This window comes from Variovorax sp. RO1 (assembly GCF_002849325.1).
Taxonomy (GTDB): Bacteria; Pseudomonadota; Gammaproteobacteria; order Burkholderiales; family Burkholderiaceae_C; genus Variovorax.
This window is the reverse complement of the sequence record NZ_PKMT01000007.1, coordinates 205,803-227,689: the sequence shown is the minus strand read 5'-3', so window position 1 is coordinate 227,689 and position 21,887 is coordinate 205,803. Positions and strand designations below refer to the sequence as shown.

General features: G+C 70.2%; 14 protein-coding genes. 8 read left to right on the top strand and 6 right to left on the bottom strand.

Annotated elements, in window-relative coordinates; all coding sequences use genetic code 11:
• Window positions 1–16: 16 nt before the first annotated feature.
• Window positions 17–970 (bottom strand): hydroxymethylbilane synthase, encoded by a 954-nt coding sequence (gene hemC / locus CY658_RS27910; RefSeq protein ID WP_101493342.1) that lies wholly within the window; start codon window positions 968–970, stop codon window positions 17–19.
• Window positions 971–1,027: 57 nt separating this feature from the next.
• Between hemC and ppc the strand changes: the two genes are divergently transcribed.
• The 5 genes from ppc (at window position 1,028) to CY658_RS27885 (ending at window position 14,527) form a co-directional block, all read left to right on the top strand.
• Complete coding sequence (gene ppc, locus CY658_RS27905) at window positions 1,028–3,874, top strand: phosphoenolpyruvate carboxylase (protein WP_101493277.1); 2,847 nt, start codon at window positions 1,028–1,030, stop codon at window positions 3,872–3,874.
• A 166-nt stretch (window positions 3,875–4,040) separates the two neighbouring features.
• The gene (locus CY658_RS27900) at window positions 4,041–4,259 is read left to right on the top strand and encodes a hypothetical protein (RefSeq protein ID WP_062474298.1); all 219 of its coding nucleotides are present in this window, start codon (window positions 4,041–4,043) and stop codon (window positions 4,257–4,259) included.
• Window positions 4,256–12,487, top strand: a complete 8,232-nt coding sequence (locus tag CY658_RS27895) for a GH36-type glycosyl hydrolase domain-containing protein (protein WP_101493276.1) — start codon at window positions 4,256–4,258, stop codon at window positions 12,485–12,487. Before CY658_RS27900 ends, CY658_RS27895 begins: the two co-directional genes overlap by 4 nt.
• Window positions 12,488–12,522: 35 nt before the next feature.
• Window positions 12,523–13,065 (top strand): hypothetical protein, encoded by a 543-nt coding sequence (locus tag CY658_RS27890; RefSeq protein ID WP_101493275.1) that lies wholly within the window; start codon window positions 12,523–12,525, stop codon window positions 13,063–13,065.
• 211 nt (window positions 13,066–13,276) lie between these two features.
• The gene (locus CY658_RS27885; protein WP_101493274.1) at window positions 13,277–14,527 is read left to right on the top strand and encodes an MFS transporter; all 1,251 of its coding nucleotides are present in this window, start codon (window positions 13,277–13,279) and stop codon (window positions 14,525–14,527) included.
• A 6-nt stretch (window positions 14,528–14,533) separates the two neighbouring features.
• On the opposite strand, the gene CY658_RS27880 is transcribed toward CY658_RS27885, so the two are convergent.
• The gene (locus CY658_RS27880) at window positions 14,534–15,460 is read right to left on the bottom strand and encodes a LysR family transcriptional regulator (RefSeq protein WP_101493273.1); all 927 of its coding nucleotides are present in this window, start codon (window positions 15,458–15,460) and stop codon (window positions 14,534–14,536) included.
• A 48-nt stretch (window positions 15,461–15,508) separates the two neighbouring features.
• On the opposite strand from CY658_RS27880, the gene CY658_RS27875 reads away from it, so the two are divergent.
• Complete coding sequence (locus tag CY658_RS27875; protein WP_101493272.1) at window positions 15,509–16,033, top strand: GNAT family N-acetyltransferase; 525 nt, start codon at window positions 15,509–15,511, stop codon at window positions 16,031–16,033.
• Window positions 16,020–17,339: an MFS transporter gene (locus CY658_RS27870; RefSeq protein ID WP_101493271.1), complete on the top strand. Its 1,320-nt coding sequence runs from the start codon at window positions 16,020–16,022 to the stop codon at window positions 17,337–17,339. The genes CY658_RS27875 and CY658_RS27870 overlap by 14 nt, the downstream gene beginning before the upstream one ends.
• On the opposite strand, the gene CY658_RS27865 is transcribed toward CY658_RS27870, so the two are convergent.
• A complete protein-coding gene (locus tag CY658_RS27865) occupies window positions 17,257–18,186 on the bottom strand; it encodes a nitrilase family protein (RefSeq protein WP_101493341.1) in 930 nt (309 codons plus the stop codon). The genes CY658_RS27870 and CY658_RS27865 overlap by 83 nt on opposite strands.
• 121 nt (window positions 18,187–18,307) lie before the next feature.
• Between CY658_RS27865 and CY658_RS27860 the strand changes: the two genes are divergently transcribed.
• Entirely contained in the window at window positions 18,308–18,766 is a 459-nt protein-coding gene (locus CY658_RS27860; RefSeq protein WP_101493270.1) for a winged helix-turn-helix transcriptional regulator, read from the top strand.
• A gap of 9 nt (window positions 18,767–18,775) precedes the next feature.
• Here the strand turns inward: CY658_RS27860 and CY658_RS27855 are convergent, their stop codons facing one another.
• The 3 genes from CY658_RS27855 to CY658_RS27845 are packed head-to-tail and all read right to left on the bottom strand — an operon-like array spanning window position 18,776 to window position 21,878.
• Window positions 18,776–20,047, bottom strand: a complete 1,272-nt coding sequence (locus tag CY658_RS27855; RefSeq protein WP_101493269.1) for an AI-2E family transporter — start codon at window positions 20,045–20,047, stop codon at window positions 18,776–18,778.
• On the bottom strand, window positions 20,044–20,796 hold the full coding sequence (locus tag CY658_RS27850; protein ID WP_101493268.1) for a LytR/AlgR family response regulator transcription factor: 753 nt from the start codon (window positions 20,794–20,796) through the stop codon (window positions 20,044–20,046). The genes CY658_RS27855 and CY658_RS27850 overlap by 4 nt, the downstream gene beginning before the upstream one ends.
• The gene (locus CY658_RS27845) at window positions 20,793–21,878 is read right to left on the bottom strand and encodes a sensor histidine kinase (RefSeq protein ID WP_101493340.1); all 1,086 of its coding nucleotides are present in this window, start codon (window positions 21,876–21,878) and stop codon (window positions 20,793–20,795) included. Before CY658_RS27845 ends, CY658_RS27850 begins: the two co-directional genes overlap by 4 nt.
• Window positions 21,879–21,887 lie beyond the last annotated feature (9 nt).

Here is a 21,887-nt window from a genome sequence, read left to right as displayed (position 1 = left end):
TCGGCGCCGACCGTGATCAGTGGGCACCGGCGTCGCGCAGCAGCCCGGCGGCGTGCTGGCCGAGGGCATCGGCCCCCGCGAAGTCGCCGGCCTCGGCCTGGGCCTGCACGCGCACCAGCGGCGCATCGCCTTCCGGGTCGCCCCAGGCGGCGTCGATGCGCAGCGTGCCGTCGGCCTGCCGACGCGCATGGGCCGCGAGCGGCATGGAGCAGCTGCCGCCCATCGCGCGGCTCACGGCGCGCTCGGCGGTGGTCGAGAGCCAGTCGCCGCGGTGCGCCAGCGGTGCCAGCAGGTCGATGAGGTCCTGGCGGTCGGCGCGCACCTCGATGCCGAGGGCGCCCTGCCCTGCGGCGGGCAGCATGGTGTCGGGGTCGAAGGCCACGCGGATGCGGTCTTCGAGGCCCAGCCGCTTGAGCCCGGCCGCCGCGAGCACGATGGCGTCGTAGTGGCCTTCGTCGAGCTTGCGCAGGCGGGTGTCGAGGTTGCCGCGCAGCGGTTCGATGCGCAGGTCGGGCCGCTGCGCGCGCAGCAGCACCACGCGGCGCAGGCTCGAGGTGCCGACCACCGCGCCCTGCGGCAGTTCGTCGAGCGAGGCGTAGCGCGGCGACACCAGCGCGTCGCGCGGGTCTTCGCGTTCCAGCACGCAGGCCAGCGTGAAGCCCTCGGGCAGCTCCATCGGCACATCCTTGAGCGAATGCACGGCGATGTCGGCGCGCCCGTCTTCGAGCGCGGCTTCGAGTTCCTTGACGAAGAGTCCCTTGCCGCCGACCTTGCTCAGCGTGCGGTCCAGGATCTGGTCACCGCGGGTCGTCATGCCCAGCAGGCTGACGGTGTGGCCGCGTTCTTGCAAAAGCGTTTGCACGTGTTCGGCCTGCCACAGGGCCAACCGGCTTTCGCGCGTGGCGATCACGATGTTGCTCAAGATCGCTCCCAAAAAGTACGTGGTTTCTGACCTCCGGAATGCTAGCATGTTGCGCCGCAGCAACGGAGGCGGCGCGTCCATTCAAGTCCCCAGGAACAACATCGAATGAAAGCCAGCAAGACTCCTGCCATCCCCGCCAAGCGCCGCCAGACCGAAGACCAGCCATTGATCGACGACATCCGGCTGTTAGGCCGGATCCTCGGCGACGTGATCCGGGAGCAGGAGGGTGACGAAACCTACGCGCTGGTCGAGAAGATCCGCACCCTGTCGGTGTCGTTTCGGCGCGACGCCGACCACGCCGCCGACCGCGCACTCAAAAACCTGCTCAAGGGCTTGAGCGCCGCCGAAACGGTGCGCGTGATCCGCGCCTTCACCTACTTCAGCCACCTGGCCAACCTCGCCGAAGACCGCCACCAGATCCGCCGCCGCACCGAGGCCGAACGCGAAGGCGTGCAGGCCGACGGCGACCTGCAGACCGCGCTGGTGCGCATCCGCAAGGCCGGCATCAAGCCCGACGACATCGTCGCCTCGCTGGCCCACAGCTACGTGTCGCCCGTGCTCACGGCGCACCCGACCGAAGTGCAGCGCAAGAGCATCCTCGATGCCGAGCGCGCCATCGCCCTGCTGCTCACCACGCGCGACGAGATCAAGCTGCGCCAGAACGCCTACGCAGGCGGCAAGGACGCGCTCTCGCCCATCGAGCTGGCCGAGAACGAAACCCAGATGCGCATCCGCGTCACGCAGATCTGGCAGACGCGCCTCTTGCGCTTCTCCAAGCTCACCGTGGCCGACGAGATCGAGAACGCGCTGAGCTACTACGAAGCCACCTTCCTGCGCGAAATTCCGCGCGTGTACGCCGACCTCGAAAAGGCGCTGGCCCAGAGCGGCGTCACGCCCTCGGTCGCGACCTTCCTGCGCATGGGCCAGTGGATCGGCGGCGACCGCGACGGCAACCCCAACGTCACGGCAGAGACGCTCGAGTACGCGCTGAGCCGCCAGTCGGAACTCGCGCTGCGCCACTACCTCACCGAGGTGCACTACCTCGGCGGCGAGCTGTCGCTGTCGGCCACGCTGGTCGATGTGTCGGTCGAGATGCAGGCGCTGGCCGAGCGCTCGCCCGACACCAGCGAGCACCGCAAGGACGAACCCTACCGCCGCGCGCTCACGGGCGTGTACGCGCGCCTGGCGGCCACGCTGCGCGAGCTCAGCGGCGGCGAGGCTGCGCGCCATGCGGTCGCGCCGCAGAACCCGTACGCGAATGCCGAAGAGTTCCTGGTCGAGCTGCGCACCATCGAGGAGTCGCTGGTCGAGAAGCACGGCACCGTGCTCGCCGCGCCGCGCCTGCGTCCGCTGATCCGCGCGGTGGAGGTGTTCGGCTTCCACCTGGCCACGGTCGACCTGCGCCAGAGCTCCGACAAGCACGAAGCCGTGATCGCCGAGCTGCTGGCCACCGCGCGCATCGAGCCGGCGTACGCCTCGCTGGCCGAAGAGGCCAAGCAGACGCTGCTGCTCAAGCTGCTCGACGACGCCCGACCGCTGCGCGTGCCCGACGCCGACTACTCGCCGCTCGCGAAGAGCGAGCTGGCCATCTTCGCGGCCGCACGCACGGCGCGTGCGCGCTACGGCGCGGCGGCCATCCGCCACTACATCATCAGCCACACCGAAACGGTGAGCGATTTGCTTGAAGCGCTGCTGCTGCAAAAGGAAGTGGGCCTGCTGCGCGGCGCGATGGACAGCAACGCGACCTGCGACCTGATCGTGGTGCCGCTGTTCGAGACCATCGAAGACCTGCGCAACGCCGCGCCCATCGTGCGCGCCTTCTACGCGCTGCCGAACATCCAGGCGCTCATCGAACGCTCGGGTGGCGAGCAGGACGTGATGCTCGGCTACAGCGACAGCAACAAGGACGGCGGCATCTTCACCAGCAACTGGGAGCTGTACCGCGCGGGCATCGCGCTGGTGTCGCTGTTCGACGAGCTGAACAAGAAGAAAAAGAACCCGATCCGCCTGCGCATGTTCCATGGCCGCGGCGGCACGGTGGGCCGCGGCGGCGGCCCGAGCTACCAGGCGATCCTGGCGCAACCGCCCGGCACGGTGCGCGGCCAGATCCGCCTCACCGAGCAGGGCGAAGTCATCGGCTCGAAGTACGCCAACCGCGAGATCGGCCGGCGCAACCTCGAGACGCTGGTGGCCGCCACGCTCGAAGCCACGCTGCTGCCGCAGGGCAAGCCGGCGCCTGCCACCTTCCTCTCGGCCGCGGGCGAACTCTCGACCGCCAGCATGGCTGCGTACCGCAAACTGGTGTACGAAACCCCGGGCTTCGGCGACTACTTCTTCGGCTCCACGCCGATCCGCGAAATCGCCGAACTCAACATCGGCTCGCGCCCCGCCTCGCGCAACCCGAGCCACAAGATCGACGACCTGCGCGCCGTGCCGTGGAGCTTCAGCTGGGGCCAGTGCCGCCTCACGCTGCCGGGTTGGTTCGGCTTCGGTTCGGGCGTGGAGCAGTTCCTGGCCGCCGCCGGCAACGGCGCGGGCAAGAAGGAGCGCGTGGCGCTGCTGCAGCGCATGTATGCGCAGTGGCCGTTCTTTCGCACGCTGCTGTCGAACATGGACATGGTGCTCGCCAAGAGCGACCTTGCGCTGGCCTCGCGCTATGCCGAGCTGGTCACCGACCGCAAGCTGCGCCAGAAGGTGTTCTCGATGATCGAGAGCGAATGGCAACGCACCTCGGATGCGCTCACGCTCATCACGGGCGCCAAGCAGCGCCTCGAAGGCAATGCCGAAATGCAGCGCTCGGTGCGCCACCGCTTCCCCTACATCGACCCGCTGCACCACCTGCAGGTCGAGCTGATGCGGCGTTATCGCGCGGGCGACGGCGGCGAACGGCTGCAACGCGGCATCCACATCTCGATCAACGGGGTGGCTGCAGGGTTGCGCAACACGGGCTGACCGGCACGCAGCCTCGATGAACGAAGGGCGCCTTGTGCGCCCTTTCTTACGAGGGCCGCCGGCAATGAGGTACCTGTAAGGTCATTTAAAAGGGTACGGTCGGGACACGTTCCCAGTTCTCGCAATCGCGCGGCAGCTCGAAGTCGTTTCACAGGAGCCCGTTGCAATGTCCGTCCCGCAGTCCCTTTCCCATTCGCAGATCGATTTCGTCGGCAGCGATTTCGAAGCACTGGCTTCACACATGCACCACTGTGCACGTGCCCATGGGCGATGGTTCTCGCTGCGAAGCCACATGCAACGTGTGCGCGCGCTCGCTGCGGGCCGCATCGTCACGATGGCCTGCGTGGCCGTGGTGCTGGGCATCGGCCTGTTCGCCGTCACTTGAGCGCCGCTGCCGTCGTCGACCGCCTTCAAGGGCTCAGTCACTACGCCCGGTCCCTCCTGCTCGGTCCGCACGACCCGGTCGCACTCCCGATTCGCGCCGAACTCTTCGGTGCCCAACGTTTTGAACAGCACGGCCACAGCCTGGCCCGTGCCCAGGTGGTGGAAGACGAACACCTCCGCGCGCGCGAAGGCGCGCCCTTCTTTCCGCGGGTCGACGAAAACCTCGAATCGCTGCGCGCGGCCTTCGACTACATCGCGCTGATCTCGCGCAGCGGGCGCTACGTGTCGCCGGCGGCCGAGTGGCTGCTCGACAACTTCCACCTCGTCGAGGCGCAGCTCCAGCAGATCCATGACGGCGTGCCGCGCAGTTATTACGCGCGCCTGCCCAAGCTCGTCACGCCGCCGCTGGCGGGGCTGCCGCGCGTGTATGGCATTGCGTGGGCCTATGTGGCGCACACCGACAGCGTGCTCAACAAGACGCTGTTCACCGCCTTCCTCAACGCCTACCAGGACATCGACGAGCTCATGCTCGGCGAGCTGTGGGCGCTGCCCACCACCCTGCGCGTGGTGCTGCTCGAAAACCTGCGCCGCGTGGCCGAGCGCATTGCCGAGAACAAGGTCGCGCGCGAGATCGCGCATGCCGCCTGGGACGCAGCGCCGCATCTGTCGGTGCAAGACCTCGACGTGCTCTACCGCGCGCTGCAAAGCCATGGCCTGCAGGACAACTACCTCACGCAGCTGTGGCAGCGCCTGCCCGTCGAGCACGGCGACGATATGCCCGCGCTGGTGCGCTGGACCGAGCAGCACTGCCCCAACGGCCCGGCGCTGATCGACGACGCGCAGAACGCACAGGCCGCGGCCAACCTCACGGTCGGCAACATCATCACGACCTTGCGCATGATCGGCCAGGTCGAGTGGAGCGACCTCATCGAACCGGTGAGCCGCTCGCTGCGCGTGCTGCGCGAACTGCCGAGCTATGCGAACGAGAGCGAACTCACGCGCCAGCAGATCACACATGCGATGGAACAGGTGGCGCGCAACACCGAACGGACCGAGCGCGAAGTGGCGCAGGCCGTGGTCACGCTGGCCTCCAGCGCGCCGGCCGACGAAGCCGGCGCCGAAACCGACCGCGCCGACGGCACCGCCGGCTATTACCTCTTCGACCAGGGCCGGCCCGCGCTGATCGCTTCGCTGCAGGCGAACGCACCGGCGGGCCGTTCCTCACGCGCAGCAAACGCGCGGCCCGCGCGCAGCCATCGCGGCTGGCGCTTGCCCGTCTACGTGGGTTCTGTCGCACTCGGCACTGCGCTGCTGCTGGCGGCCGTGGTGCACGGCCTGCCGCATCGCGGCGACTGGACCACCGTCGCGGCGTTGCTGCTGCTCGCATGGCCGCTGTCTGAAGCGCTGATTTCGCTGGCGCAACGCGTCATGGCGGAGTCGGTGCGTGTGCAGGCATTGCCACGTCTCGATTTTGCGAACGGCATTCCCGAGCGGCACCGCGCGCTCGTCGTCATGCCCACGATGCTGGGTTCGACCGCGAACAACGCCAAGCTCGCGCACCGGCTCGAACTGCACTGGCTCGCCAACCGCGAGGCGCACGCGCAGTTCGCGCTGCTGACCGACTGGGCCGATGCCTCGCAAGCGTCGATGCCCGACGACGCACCCTTGCTCGACGACGCCCAGCAACGCATCGCCGCGCTCAACGCCAAGTACCCGCCGGCGGAAGGCACCTCACCGCGCTTCCTGCTGCTGCACCGCCCGCGCAGCTGGAGCGAAACCGAGCAGCGCTGGATGGGTTGGGAACGCAAGCGCGGCAAGCTCGAAATGCTCATGCGCCTGCTGGCCAGCGGCGACGCCAGCGGCTTTGTTCCGCTCGCGCCAGGCCAGCAGCTCGCGCCCGGCCGCACGCCCTATGTGCTGACGCTCGACAGCGACACGGGCCTGCCGCCCGGCGCGCTGCGCGACCTCGTGTCCATTGCCGCGCATCCGCTGAACGCGCCCGAGATCGACCTGCCAGGCCGGCGCGTGGTCGCAGGCTTCGGCATTCTTCAGCCGCGCATCGTCACGCCGTTCCCGATGCGCAGCGAGCGCTCCTTCTTCCACTGGGTGTTCGCCGGCCAGTGCGGGCTCGACCCGTACGGCAGCGGCGCCTCCGACATCTACCAGGACGTGTTCGGCAGCGGTTCCTTCACCGGCAAGGGCTTGCTCAACGTGCGCGCGGTGCACGCCACGCTGAACGACCGCCTGCCCGACAGCGCCGTGCTGAGCCACGACCTGCTCGAAGGCAGCGTCGCGCGCTGCGCGATGGTCAGCGACGTGGTGCTGGTCGAAGACCATCCGCACCACGCCGGTGTGGCCGCCTCTCGCGTGCACCGCTGGGTGCGCGGCGACTGGCAGCTGCTGCCGCTGATGTGGCGCGCGCGCCGCTTCGGCATCGACGCGCTGGGCCTGTGGAAGATGAGCGACAACCTGCGCCGCTCGCTGGTCGTGCCGGCGTCTTTCGCGCTGCTGGTGCTGGTGATCTTCACGCAGGCCATGCCGCTGGGCTGGGCGCTGGCCGCCGTCGGCGCGGCGCTCACGCTGGGCCCGCTGCTGGGCGCGCTGGCCGGCCTGGTGCCGACACGGCGCGCGATCGAGCTGCGCCACTTCTTCGACGTGGGCGCGGTCGAGTTGCTGCGCGCGATGGCCGGCGCGGCCTGGCAGTTCGTGCAACTGGCGGCGCAGACGCGGCTGCTGCTCGACGCGGCCTTCCTCGCCACCTGGCGGCTGCTCGTGAGCCGCAGGCACCTGCTGCAATGGACGACGGCCGACCAGGCGCAGGCGCAATCGAGCCAGCGGCTGAAGCCCTTCGTGCGCAGCGCAGCCCTCAGCAGCGCCGTGTGCCTGGTGCTGGCCCTCCTCGCGAACTGGAGCGCCTACCCGGTGATCGGCCCGCTGCTCTTCGTGCTCTGGGCGCTGGCGCCCATCGCCGCCTGGTGGGGCAGCCGTGTCGACGCACAAGCCGAAGACCCGCTCGAACCCACGCAGCGCAGCTACCTCGACACGCTGGCGCACGACACCTGGCGCTTCTTCGAGCACGTGGTGGGCCCGGACGACAACCACCTGCCGCCCGACAACCTGCAGCTCGAACCGCAACCGACCCTCGCGCACCGCACCTCGCCGACCAACATCGGCATGTACCTGCTGGCCGCCTGTTGCGCGCGCGAATTCCGCTGGATCGACACAGCCGCCCTGCTGGCGCGCCTCACGGCCACGCTCGACACCGTCGACCGCATGCAGAAACACAACGGCCACCTGTTCAACTGGTACGACACGCAGACGCTCAAGCCGCTGCCGCCCGACTATGTGTCGAGCGTCGACAGCGGCAACTTCGCGGGCCACCTCGTGACCGTCGCGCAGGCCTGCCGCGCCTTCGCGGCGGACGCAAGCTGCCAACCCCACGAAGCCCCCGCGCTGGAAGCCCTGGCGCAGCGCTGCGACGCGCTGCACGACGGCATGGATTTCAGCGGCCTCTACGACGCCAAGCGCCACCTGTTCCACATTGGCCTGCGCGTCGAAGAGAACGTGCTCGACGCCAGCTACTACGACCTGCTGGCCTCCGAGTCGCGGCTGCTGAGCTTCCTGGCCATCGCAAAGGGGGATGTACCGCGCCGCCACTGGATGGCGCTGGGCCGGCCGTTCCTGCTGGTGGGTTTCCAGCCCAGCCTGAAGTCGTGGTCGGGCTCGATGTTCGAGTACCTGATGCCGGCGCTCGTGATGACCGAGCCCACCGACGGCCTGCTGCAGGTGGCCAACGCCGCGGCCATTGCCGAGCAGCAGGCCTTCGGCCGCGCGCAGAACATGCCGTGGGGCGTGTCCGAGTCGGCCTACTTCGCGCAAGACCATTCACTGGCCTACCAGTACTCGCCCTTCGGCGTGCCGCGCCTGGCGCTGCGGCGCACGCCGCCGACCGACCGCGTGGTGGCGCCCTACGCCACGCTGATGGCCGCGCCCTTCGCGCCCGAAGCGGCGGTGCTCAACCTGCAGCGGCTCGAAGCGCTCGGCGCACGCGGCGAGTTCGGCTTTCTCGATGCGGTGGACTTCACCACCTCGCGCCAGGCCCAGGGCCAGGACTTCACCGTGGTGCGCAACTTCATGGCGCACCACCAGGGCATGTCGCTGGTCGCGCTGTGCAACCTGCTGTGCGCCGACGCGCCGCGCCGCTGGTTCGGCAGTGCCGCGCTGGTGCAGGCGCACGAGGCGCTGCTGCACGAGCGCACGCCGCGCCAGATCATCGGCAGCGCCGACCCGCGCACGCCGCCCGAGCCCAGCCAGGCCGAGCTGGCGCCGCTGTTCCAGCCGCGCGTGGTCGATCCGATGGGGCCGGGCTTCCAGCCCACGCACCTGCTGTCGAACGGCCGCTACACGGTGGCACTGCGCGCCAATGGCGCGGGCGTGAGCCGCTGGCGCGCGTTCAACGTAACGCGCTGGCGCGACGATCCGCTGCGCGACAGCTACGGCACTTTCTTCTACGTGCGCGATATCGAGAAAGACGGAGGGCAAAGCGATCTCACCTCGCTCACCGCCCTGCCCGCGCCCGGCGCCGACTGGCTCTACCGCACGCGCTTCCTCGCCGACCAGGTGCAGTTCGACGCGGCCGGCCCCGGCCTGCAGGTGCGCACCACGGTGCTCATCAGCCCCGAGGACGACACCGAGCTGCGCAACATCACGCTGCACAACTCGGGCGACGAAACGCGCACGCTCGAGCTCGTCTCGTACTTCGAGCCGGTGCTGTCGAACCCCAAGGCCGACGAGGCGCATCCGGCCTTTGCCAACCTGTTCGTCGAATCGCGCTGGGAGCCCACGTGGCGCGCGCTGCTGCTGTCGCGCAAGCCGCGCCTGCATGGCGACGCGGTGGTGGCCGCGGTGCACTTCCTGGCCTCGGTCGATGCCAACGTGCTGTCGATCGACTGCATGACCGACCGGCGCGCCTTCATCGGCCGCAACCGCACGCTGGCCGACCCCGCGCTCGATGCGCAACCGCTCACGGCCCAGGGCAAGCAGGTGAACGGCCTGGACCCCATCGCCTGCCTGCGCGTGCGCCTGTCGATTGCGCCGGGCACCACCGCACGCCTGAGCTTTGCCACCGCCGCCGACGAGAGCATCGAGGCGCTGATGCCCAGCATCGACCGCTACCTGCAGCCGATGCATGTGGAGCGCGCCACGCGCATGGCCGCCACGCTGGCGCAGGTGCGGCTGCGCGACCTGAGCATTGCGCCCGCGCAGAACCTCGCGCTGCAGGACCTGACGACCATCCTCACCTACACCACGCCGCGCGTGATGAGCGACCGCGGGCTGATCGACCTGCGCCAGATCTGGCGCTTCGGCATCTCGGGCGACAAGCCCATCGTGCTGGTCACCATCCACTCGATGAACGGCATGGGCCTCATCAACACGCTGCTGCGCGCGCAGCCGTGGTGGGGCTTCGGCGGCGTGGCCTGCGACCTCGTGGTACTCAACAGCGAACCGAACTCGTACCTGATGCCGCTGCAGCGCGAAATCGAAACGCTGCGCTCGCGCGTCGCGCAGCAGACGCAGAACAGCTTTCCGCGCAACGACACGGCCGGCTTCTACCTGTTGCGCGACCAGGACGTGGTGCCTTCGGAAAAGGCCGCGCTCTCCAGCCTGGCGCGCGTGGTGTTCACGGCCGACGGCCGTGCGCTCGAAGTGCAGGTGGCGGCGTTGCACGAGGCGCGCAGCCCGACGATTGCCGACGACAGCAGCGCACCGGTGCAGCACCGCACGCCGCTGTTGACGCGGCAGGCCGCCTCGTCGACGTCCACGACCGCCACCGGCGACTTCGATGCCGAGAGCGGCGAGTTCCGCTTCGAAGTCGGCCCCGACCGCCGCACGCCGCGCCCCTGGATCAACGTGATCGCCAACGCGGCCTTCGGCTTCCAGGTGTCCGAGTGGGGCACCGGCTACACCTGGGCCGGCAACAGCCGCATGCACCAGGTCACGCCGTGGTCGAACGACCCCGTGCAAGACCCGGCCTTCGAGCACTACCTGCTGCAGGACGTGGCGACGCGCGAGATGCTGCCGCTCACGCCTGCCGGTGGCGGCGGCGCTAACCGCCACCTCGTGCGGCACGGCCAGGGCTACTCGGTCTTCGAGGTCCGCCAAGGCGACCTCGTGCTCGAAACCACCTTCTTCGCGGACCGCGACGAAGCCGTCAAGCTGGTCCATGTGCGCGTGCGCAACGAAGGCGCCGGCCAGCGCCGCCTGCGCGCGCTCGCCATGGTCGAGTGGCAACTGGGCGCCGCGCGCGGCGAACGCCGCACCGTGCATTGCTGGAAGCCCGAAGACCAGCCGGCCGTGTTCGGCCAGCAGCGCGAATCGAGCACGGGCTTCGGCGGCAGCGCGGCCTTTTTGCTGCTCGCGGGCCTGCAGGGCGCGACGACCGGCGCCACGCAATGGACCTGCGACCGCAGCGAATTCTTCGCCGGCCGCGGCATCGTCGAAGTGCCCGACACGCTGGCGCGGCGCGCCGGCAGCGGGCTCGACGCCTGCGCAGCCATCGGCGGCGAATTCGTCGTCGCATCCGGCGAAACCGCGAGCTTCACTTTCGTGCTCGGCCATGCGGGCACGGCCGACGCCGCACTCGAACTCGCACGCCGCTGGCGGCAGCGCGACGTGCCCGAGGCACTGGCGCAGGCGCGCGGCTTCTGGGACGACCTGCTGGGCCGCCTGCAGGTGCGCACGCCCGACCCGCTGTTCGATGCGCTGGTCAACCGCTGGCTCGTGTACCAGACGCTGGCCTGCCGGCTCTGGTCGAAGGCCGGCTTCTACCAGGCCGGCGGCGCCTTCGGCTTTCGCGACCAGTTGCAGGACGCGATGGCCTTTGCGCTCACCGACCCGCCGCGCCTGCGCGAGCAGATCCTCGTGAACGCGGCGCGCCAGTTCCCCGAAGGCGACGTGCAGCACTGGTGGCACATGCCCGGCGGCGCCGGCGTGCGCACGCATTTCTCCGACGACCTGCTGTGGCTGCCGTACGCGTCGGCGCACTACGTCGAGGTGACCGGCGATGCCTCGCTGCTCGACGAGATGGTCGGCTTCATCGAAGGCCCCGGCATTCCCGAGGGCGCCGAAGACGCCTACTACGCGCCGCAGCACAGCGGCCGCATGGCCACCGTGTTCGACCACGGCGCGCGCGCCATCGACCGCAGCCTGACCACCGGCGTGCACGGCCTGCCGCTCATGGGCACCGGCGACTGGAACGACGGCATGAACCGTGTCGGCCACGAAGGCCGCGGCGAATCGGTGTGGCTTGCGTGGTTCCTGTGCAGCGTGGTCGAGCGCTTTGCGCCCATCGCAGAGGCACGCGGCGAACACGAACGCGCCGCGCGCTGGACCGCGGCACGCACCGGCTGGATCGCCGCACTGCACGACGCCGGCTGGGACGGCGCCTGGTTCCGCCGCGCCTTCTTCGACAACGGCGCGCCGCTGGGCTCATCGACCAACGACGAGTGCCGCATCGACCTGATCGCACAGGCCTGGTCGGTGCTCTCGGGCGCCTCGGACGCGGCCCACACCGGCCCGGCCATGGCCGCCATCCGGTCGCAGCTGCACGACGAGCCGGCGGGCCTGCTGCGGCTGCTGGTGCCGCCGTTTGCCCAGTCGACCCACAACCCGGGCTACATCCAGGCCTACCCGCGTGGCGTGCGCGAGAACGGCGGCCAGTATTCGCACGGCGCCGTGTGGGCGCTGATGGCACAGGCGCTGCAAGGCGACCATGAAGCGGCCTGGCAGAGCTTCGAGGGCCTGAGCCCGGCCCACCGTTCGCAGCACCCCGAGCGTGGCCCGGTCTACGAACTCGAGCCCTACGTGATGGCGGGCGACGTCTACGGCGCCGCGCCGTATGTGGGCCGCGGCGGCTGGAGCTGGTACACCGGCTCGGCCGCGTGGCTGCACCGCGCGGCCGTCGAGACCTTGCTGGGCCTGAGCGTGAAGGGCCGGCAGCTTTCGATGACGCCGCACGTGCCCGCGCACTGGCCGGGCTTCGAGCTCGCGCTGCGGCTCGGCCAGCGCCGGCTCATGCTGCAGTGGGGCACCCTCGAAGGCGCCGCCGCGCCCACGCACCATGTGACGGTGGGCGAATGGATCGACTGGCAGGCGCTGCCGGCGGATGCGGTGCTGCGGGTCGCTGAAGCGGCAGGTGAAAGGGCGGGTGACGGGCAGATGACGGCGTAGGTTATGGTCCGGACCCGCTTTCACCCCGCGCATTCATGACCAAAATCCAGTTCCGCCGACGACTCATCGTCATGATCCTGCTGTGCGTGGCCGTGGGCGGCGCCATCGTGCGGCACTACGCCACACCCGGCTCCACCACGCGCGACATCGGCACGCTGCTGATGGTGCTGTGGGTGCCGATCATCGGCAACGTGATCGCCTGGCTCATCGGCAAGCTGCCGCGCCGCGCGGCCAAGCAGGCCCCGCCCGAGGGCTTCGACACGCTGCCCGAATTCACGCCGCACCTGAAGGCGGAACTGACCTTCCGCCGGCCGTCGGTGCCCGCGCAGGACGTGCCGCTGGGCCCCGGCGAATACCGGGGCGCGCTGGTGCTCGGCACCGAAGGCTTCTCGGCGCGCTGGCGCGTGCCGCAGGGCACATCGCTCGCGCGCGGCACGCCGGTGGCGCTCGACATCGAGTTCCTCTCGCCGGCCGTCGCGCAACCGAAGTTCGTGCAGGGCACCGCCTTCCGCGTGCTGGTCGACGAATCGTTCGTGGCCGATGGACAGGCGCTGCAGTTGCGCCACGCCCACACTTAATCTCGGCCACTCAAAAAGACGGTGATGGCGAAAGGCGCCATTGCCGCATCCCCGGGCGGCTTCAGGCAGCAAAGGGATCGATTGTTCGCCGCAGGGAAACTGTCTACTGCTCCACCGCCCCTTGGTCGCAAGGCGGCCCGCTCGCACACTCCAATGCCCCCACACCGGCATTGGCGCCTTCATCGCCGATGCGTTCAAGGACAGCATCTCCATGATGAATTCTTCCGGCAGCAACCCCTGCATCGACGACCTGGCGGCGCCCGCGCGCGAAGCCGTGGCCGCCCCCACCCGCTCCGCCTGGCTCGCGGTCGGCTCCATCGCCGTCGGCACCTTCGCGATGGTCTCGACCGAGTTCATGCCCATCGGCCTGCTCACCGACATCGCGCGCGGCCTGAACGTGTCCGACGGCACGGCCGGTCTGATGATCACCATGCCCGGCGTGCTCGCCGCCTTTGCGGGGCCGGCGCTGATCGTCGCTTCGGGCCGGCTCGACCGCCGCACGGTGCTGATCGCACTCACGCTCTTGCTGATCGCCTCGAACCTGCTGGCCGCGTTCGCGCCCAACTTCACGACGATGGTGGTCGCGCGCCTGATGCTCGGCCTGGCCGTCGGCGGCTTCTGGACCTTCGCCCCCGCCGCCGCCACGCAGCTGGTGCCCGATGCCTCGAAGCCGCGCGCCATGTCGCTGGTGCTGGCCGGCGTGTCTGCCGCCACGGTGCTCGGTGTGCCCGCGGGCTCGTGGCTGGGCACGATGTTCGGCTGGCGCGCCTCGTTCGCCGTGACCGGCGCGCTGGCCGCGGCCGTGCTGCTGGTGCAGCTGTGGCTGCTGCCCGCGATTCCGCCGCAACGCGCCATCGGTGCGCGCGACCTGCTCACGCCGCTCACGCGCCGCATGGCGCAGGTCGGCCTGCTCGCGGTGCTGTTCTTCATCGCCGGCCACTTCGCGGCCTACACCTACCTGAAGCCGCTGCTGCAGCAGGTGTTCGGCCTGCAGGCCAACGAGGTCTCGACGCTGCTGCTGGTCTACGGCGCGGTGGGCTTCATCGGCACCTTCCTCGGCGGCAGCCTGGTGGCGCGCAGCGTGCGCGGCACCACCCTGCTGGCGGCGCTGATGCTCGCGACGGCCTTGCTGCTGTCGACGCTGATCGGCACCGGCATGGTGGCCGGCGCGGTGGTGGTGGTGATCTGGGGCGTGGCCTTCGGCCTCATTCCGGTGGCGCTCACCGGCTGGATGATGGAAGCCGTGCCCGACGCGCAGGAAGCCGGCCAGGCCCTGCTGGTGACGGGCTTCCAGGTGGCGATTGCCTCGGGCGCGCTGATCGGCGGCCTCATGGTCGACAGCCGCGGCATCTCGCCCACGATGGTGCTTAGCGGCGTGCTGGTGCTGATCGCCGCGCTCATCGTCGGCACGCTGGGCCGCGCACGCGGCGGCGCGGCGCCGCTGGCGGCCATTCCGGAGTAAGCAGTTCTAGCGGCGGCCGGGCTTCTTGCCGGCCGCCACGATCGCCTCGAGCACCGTGCGCAGCGCCTTGTTGAGCGGCTTGTCGCGGCGCACCACCACCGCCAGCGTGCGGTGCATGCGCGGGGCGAGGCGACTGACCTTCAGCGCCGGGTGGGCACCGCGCCCCGCCATCGACATGCCGGGCACGAGGCCGTAGCCCAGCCCCGCGGCCACCATCTCCTTCATCGCCTCGACGCTGCCCAGCTCCATCACGGGCTGCGGCTGCAGGCCCTCGGCCGCAAACCAGCGATCGACCAGCTTGCGCGTGTTGGCCGCGGGCTCGAACAGCACCAGCGGCAATGTCGCGAGGTCGGCCGGCGTCACGCGGGCCTTGAGCGGCGCGAGGTCGGCGCGGCCGATGGCGACGAACGCGTCGTCGCACACCGGCATCACGCTGAGCGAACGCCCCGCCGCAGGCAGCGTGACCAGCGCGAGATCGATGCTGTTGTCTTCCACCTTGCGCACGTGCTCGTCGGTGTTGCCGGTGCTCACCACCACGCTGAGCGCGGGGAACTCTTCACGCAGTTGGCGCAGCACCGCGGGCAGAAAGTACAGGCAGGCCGTCGCGCCCGTGCCCAGCCGCACGCGGCCCGTGACGCCGCGCGCGTGGTCGGCCAGCGCGTCGATCGCGTTCTCGACCGCCGCCTCGATCTGCGGCACATGGCGCAGCAACTCCGCACCGGCCGGCGTGGCCCGCGCACGCTTGCCGACGCGCTCGATGAGCCGCACGGCGAGCCGTCGTTCGAGCTGGCGCACCTGCAGGCTCACGGCCGGCTGCGACAGGCCGAGCCGATCGGCCGCGGCGGAGAAGCTGCCGGTTTCGATCACCAGGCCGAAGGTGGCGAGCTGGTCGAGGTTGAGGTTTTTTTCCAAAGTATTTCTTATGCGCTGCATAGGTGGACCCATCTTTACTTATAGCTCTCGCCTCGTCAAGATCGGGCCATGTCCTCCCCCACCCTTGCTTTCACCGCGCTCGACATCGCCGATGCCGAGCCCCACCACATGGCCCGCGTGCAGGCCATCTACAGCCACTACGTGCAGCACGACCTGTGCTCGTTCGAAGAAGAAGTGCCCAGCGTCGCGCAGATGCAGGCACGCCGCATCGACGTGCAGGAACGCGGCCTGCCCTACCTCGTGGCGTTGAAAGATGGCGAGGTGGCCGGCTATGCCTACGCCGGCCCCTACCGCGCGCGCTCGGCCTACCGGCACACGGTGGAAGACTCGATCTACGTCGCACCCGACATGCACGGCCACGGCATCGGCACGGCGCTGCTGCAGGCGGTGATCCACCGCTGCACCGAGGCCGGCTTCATGCAGATGGTCGCGTGCATCGGCCACAGCGGCAACGCTGGCTCGCAGCGGCTGCATGCGCGCCTGGGCTTCGAGACGGTCGGCGTGCTGCGCAACGTCGGCTTCAAGTTCGGCCAGTGGGTCGACACCGTGCTGATGCAGCGTGCACTGCGCTGACCCCACCCCAGCGGCGCCGCAGCGCGGATGGCTCGCGCTGCTGTGCGCGAGCCGGCTGCTGCAGGGAATGATCGTCACCGCCTACTCGGGCGTGCTGCCGTTCATGCGGGACGACTGGCAGATGACGGCCGCGCAGGCTGGCTCCATCCAGAGCGCCTGGCACGTGGGCTACATGAGCTCGCTGTTCGCCGTGGGCCTGCTGGCCGACCGCTTTGGCCCGCACCGCATCTTCGCGGTCGGCGGCGTGATCGGCGCGGCCGCCTCGCTGGCCTTTGCCCTCTTCGCCCACGACCACCGCTCGGCGCTGCTGCTGTACGGCCTGGCGGGCCTGTGCGCGGGCGCCTCGTACACGCCGGGGCTGCAGCTGCTGTCGCTCAATACCGGGCCCGCGGTGCGCGGGCGCGCGATGGGGCTGTTCCTCGGCGCGGCGTCGATGGGCTATGCGCTGTCGCTCGCGGTGGTGGCGGGCTTCAGCGTGGTCGCGCACTGGCGCACCGGGCTGCTGGTGGCGGCGGGCTGCACGGTGATGGGCGTGCTGCTGGCCGTGCTCGCGCTGCGGCGCATGGCGCCGCCCGTGCCACGGGTCGCCGGTGCCCCGCGCGAAGGCGTGCTGCAGGCCCTGAACGCGACCGTGCGCGACCGGCCCGCGATGGCCGGCAACTGGGCCTACGCCTTCCACTGCTGGGAGCTGATGGCACTGTGGGCCTGGCTGCCCGCCTACCTCATGGCTTCGTCGCGCGGCGGCGCGACCACGTGGCCAGCCGCGGGCATCGCGCTGGCGGCGTTCGCGCACCTCGTGAGCGTGTTCGGCAGCGTGGTGGGCGGCGCCGCGTCCGACCGGCTGGGCCGCGCGCGCGTGATGATGATCGCCACCGTCGCGAGCCTGAGCCTGTCGTTCACCTTCGGCTGGATGTGGACCTGGCCGCTGTGGGCGCTGGCCGCGATGGCGGCGCTGTACAACCTGCTCGCCATCGCCGATTCGTCGGTCTACTCGACCGCGCTGGCCGACGTGGTGGCGCCGCACCGGCTCGGCGTGGCCTTCTCGGTGCGCTCGGTGATGGGCTTCGGCGCGGGCGCGCTCAGCCCCTGGGTGTTCGGGCTCGCGCTCGACTGGGGGCAGGCGCAGTTCGGTTTCGGCAGCACGTATGCGTGGGTCGCGGCGTGGAGCTCGGTCGGGCTCGGGGCGTTGCTCGGCCCGTGGATGATTGTCCGTTTCGCCCGCCTCAGCGCGGCAGTGCCTGCGCCCCCCGGTACCCCAGCATCGCGTCGTACAGATCGGTTCGCCGGTCGCGGTGCAAGTCGTTGAGCGGCGTCCAGATCGGCGCCGAACGCGCGGCGCCCAGGTCGACGTCGGCGTACAGGATGGTTTCTTCCTCGGGCCCCGCGATGCGCCCCATCGGCCAGCCGTTCGTGCCCGCGATCAGCGAGTTGCCCATGAAGCCCGTGCCGCGCTCCTGGCCCACGCGGTCGGCGGTGGCGATGAAGACGTTGTTGGTGTGCGCGGCCGCCATCGTCAGATAGGCCGGCATGCAGACGCCGCTGGCGTCGTACAGCGGCGGCGGCGTCCAGACCCAGCCCGTGGGCACGCAGAGGATGTCGGCGCCCTGCTGCGCCACGATGCGCGGCGCCTCGGGAAACCAGATGTCCCAGCACACCAGCAGGCCGATGCGGCCGATCTTCGTCTCGAACACCCGGTAGCCCTCGTTGCCGGGCGTGAACCACAGCTTCTCGTGGTTCCACAGGTGGGTCTTGCGGTAGCGGCCGATGTAGCCCTCGGGGCCGACGAGCACGGCGGTGTCGAACAGCTGCATGCCGTCCTGCTCGGCCAGGCAGCCGACGAGGTACACGCCGTGCTGCGCCGCGAACGCGACCCAGCCCTGCACGGTCGGGCCGTGCGGCACGGGCTCGGCGTGGGCGAAGGCTTCGTCGCGGCCGCTGAAGCAGTAGCCGGTGGTCGCCAGCTCGGGCAGCACGATGAGCTGCGCGCCGCCGGCCACGGCCGCTTCGAGCTGCTGGCGCACGGCAGCGGCGTTGCGCGCGAGGTTCTCGACGCCGACCTGTGGATCGAACTGCACGACGGCCACGCGCACGGGGCTGGCGCGCAGGCCGGGCACGGCGTCGCCGCCGGAAGGAATGTTTGCTGGGACGGTCATGGTCATTTAAGGTTTCAAATTAAAACCAGATGGATGCTAGCGTCATTGGTTTTAATTTGCAACCGATCCAGCGCTACGGTCTAATCCCACCATCCCCGAGGACGCACAGGACAAACACACGATGGCCAGGAGAAAAAGTCTGAGGTTCGACGCCTGCCCGATGGCGCGCGCCCTCGAGATCGTCGGCGACCAGTGGTCGCTGCTGATCGTGCGCGACGCCTTCGACGGCATGCGGCGCTTCGGCGAGTTCCAGCAGAGCCTGGGCGTGGCGAAGAACATCCTGGCCGACCGCCTGAAGTGGCTGGTGCAGGAAGGCGTGTTCGACCTCGTGCCCGCCTCGGACGGCTCGCTCTACCAGGAGTACGCGCTGACGGCCAAGGGCCGCGGCCTGTTCCCCGTGGTGGTCGGCTTGCGGCACTGGGGCGAAGCGAACCTGTTCGCGCCGGGCGAGCCGCATTCGGTGCTGCTGGAGCGCGGCAGCGGAAAGCCGGTGGCGCCGATCGAATTGCGCACCCGCGACGGCCAGCCGCTCGATGCGGCCGACACCGTGGTGCAGAAGCTGCCCGTGCCCGCCGCCTGAGCGGGCCTGCTATTCGCCCAGCAGCTCGCCGATCGGCTGCAGGTCTTCCACCCGGTCGCAGATCGACTTGATGACCATGGTGATCGGGATGCCCAGCAGCAGCCCCCAGATGCCCCACAGCCAGCCCCAGAAGATCACGCCCACGAACACCGCCACCGGGTTCATGCGGCTGGTGCGGCTCGTGAGCCAGGGCATCAGCAGGTTGCCGACCACGGTGTGGATGGCCAGTGAGACGCCGCCCACCAGCAGCGCCATCTCGATGCTGCCGAACTGCAGGAAGGCCATGAGCCCCGCCGCCACCAGCACGATCACCGAGCCGATGTACGGAATGAGGTTGGTCACGGCCGCGATGATTCCCCACACGGCCGCGTTCTCCACGCCGAGGAGCCAGAACGCGAGGCCGGTGGTGAGCCCCACCAGCGCGCTCACCAGGATCTGCACCAGCAAGTAGCGTTCGATGTTGCGCGTGATGTCGTCCAGCACGTGCACCGTGACCTTCTTCTTCTGCAGGCTGGGCCCGGTGATCTTGATGAGCTTGCGCCGGAAGGTGTCGCCCGAACACAGCGCGAAGTAGGTGAGAAAAGCCACCAGCGTCAGCTGCCCCATCGCGTTGAGCAGGCCGACCGTGCCGCTCACCAGGTAGTCGCGCACGTTGAAACCTGGCCGTTCGATGACGACGCGCGCCACGCCCTTGCGCGAGGCGACGCGCGCGGAGTTTTCCTCGGCCGCTTTCTCGAGCTGGGCGGCGGCCTGCTGCACGCTGTCGAGTGGCGTGGCGCTGGCGTTCTTGTTGCGGCGCATGGCCTGGCCGAGCTTCTGCGCGGCGACCGGCAGTGAGTCGAGCAGCTGCGAGGCGCTGCCCGAGAGCGAATAGCCGGTCCACCCGAGCCCGCCGAACAGGCCCAGCAGGATCACCGCCGCGCCGATCCAGCGCGGCACGTACCAGCTGTGCAAGCGCTCGACCAGCGGCGACAGCGCGTAGTTCAGCAGCAGGCTCAGCATCAGCGGCACGAACACGGCCTGCCCCCAGCGCAACGCGAACACGCTGGCGAGCACGGCCAGCACGACGAGCGAGGCGCTGCGCACGTCGACCGGCATGTGCAGCACGAAGCGCTTGCGCAGGGCGGAGGTCGTCGCGTCCTCCTTCGGCTCGACCGGCGCAGCGGGTTCGGCAGGTTCGGCCGGCGGCGGCGGCACCGGCGCGGGCGCAGGCAGCGGTTCTTCAGCGGCCACGGGCCGTTCGGGCGCGGGCTTGGGGCCGGCCGGGACTTCGTCGGTCATCGCGATTCCTTCAGCATCTCGCGCACCGCGGCCAGCTGGCGGCGCGACACCGCCACGGGCTCGGGCACCGAATCGAGCCGCAGCGCCCAGCCTTCGGCGTCCTCGCCGTCGTCGTAGCGCTCGAGTGCGCGGATCGCCGCGCGCGCCACCAGCGCGTTGCGGTGCACGCGCAAGAAGCGGTTCGGGTAGCGCTCCTCGAAATCGTTGAGCGAGCCGTCGAGGATGTGGCTGCGCGTGGCGGTGCGCACCGTGAGGTACTTGTATTCGGACTTGAGGTAGAGCACCTCGGACAGCGGCACGCGCTCGGCGCGGCCCCGGTCCTGGATCAGCACGGACTCGGGCGTGGCCTCGGCGGCCGGCTGGGCGGCGCGGCGCTCTTTCAGGAAGCGCTCGGCCTTCTGCAGCGCCTGCTGCAGCCGCTCGGCGCGCACGGGCTTGGTGAGGTAGTCGACCGCCTCCAGCTCGAAGGCCGTGACCGCGTGGCTGGCATGCGCCGTCACGAACACCACGGCCGGCGCGTCGGGCCGGCTGCGCAACGCGCGCGCCACCTCGATGCCGTCGACGCCGGGCATGTGCACGTCGAGCAGCACCAGGTCGAGGTCCATCGCGGCCAGGTGCGCCAGCGCCTCTTCGCCCTGCGCGGCCTCGGCCGTCACCTCGGCGGCGGGCGAAGTGCAGTCGCGCAGCAGCGTGCGCAGGCGCGACCGGGCCAGGGCTTCGTCGTCAACGATCAGGGTCTTGAGGCTCATGGGGATTCGGCGGAGTCTGCGGGAATCGCGATGCGTACGCGGTAGTTCTTCTGGTCCATGCCGGCGCTGAACTGCATCTGCATGTCGTGCAAGAGGCGCAGCCGTTCGCGCACGTTGTCCAGTGCGATGCCGTGGCCGCGCGGCAGCGGCTCGTCGGCCCAGCGCAGCGGCGGCAGGCTGTTGACCACCTCGATCACGACCATGCCGCCGCGCCGCTCGGTGCGGATGCGCAGCTTGCCGCCGTCGGGGCTGGGCTCCACGCCGTGCTTGATGGCGTTCTCGACCAGCGGCTGCAGCAACAGCGGCGGCAGCCGCGCGTCGCTGGCGGCGGCATCGAGGTCCCAGCGGATGCGCAGGCGGTCGCCGAAGCGCACCTGCTCGATGGCCAGGTAGCGCTCGGCCAGCGCGATCTCGTCGGCCAGCGTGCCCGATTCGCCGGGCACGGTGAGCGCCTGGCGGAACAGCTCGGCCAGGTCTTCGAGCATGGTCTCGGCCTTGGCGGGCTCCTCGCGCACCAGCGCGATGGCGCTGTTGAGCGTGTTGAACAGAAAGTGCGGGCGGATGCGCGACTGCAGCTCTTCGAGCCGGGCCGTGGTCGCGGCCGGCGTCTGGCCGCGCGCGCGCAGCACCATGGCCGCCATCACCAGCCCCGCGAACAGCGCGCCGGCCAGCGCACTGGCCAGCCAGGGGGCGCTGGCGATCACGCCGGTGAGGCGCAGCAGGCCGCAGCCATAGAGCGAGGCCACGGCGCCCAGCACGGCGCCCGCGGCGTATTGCCCGGGGGGCGGCAGGCGCCGCAATTGCTTCTTGAGCCCGCAGGCCGCCACCAGCCACAGCAGCGTGGCGGGCAGCGCGCCGCCCGTGACCGTGGCCGCCTGCACCAGCCATTCGCCGAAGGAGCCGACCACGAACAGCGTGGCCACCGCCACCACCGCTTCGACGAACACCACGGTGCGCAGCACCACGCCGATCTGGCAGGCGTCGAACAGCGCCGGGCCGCCGCGCACGGGCGCGCGCACGCGTTCCGGCGACGAAGCGGACGTGGAGGGGGAGCTGGCCGATAAAATCGCCGGGTTGCGCATCGCAGACAT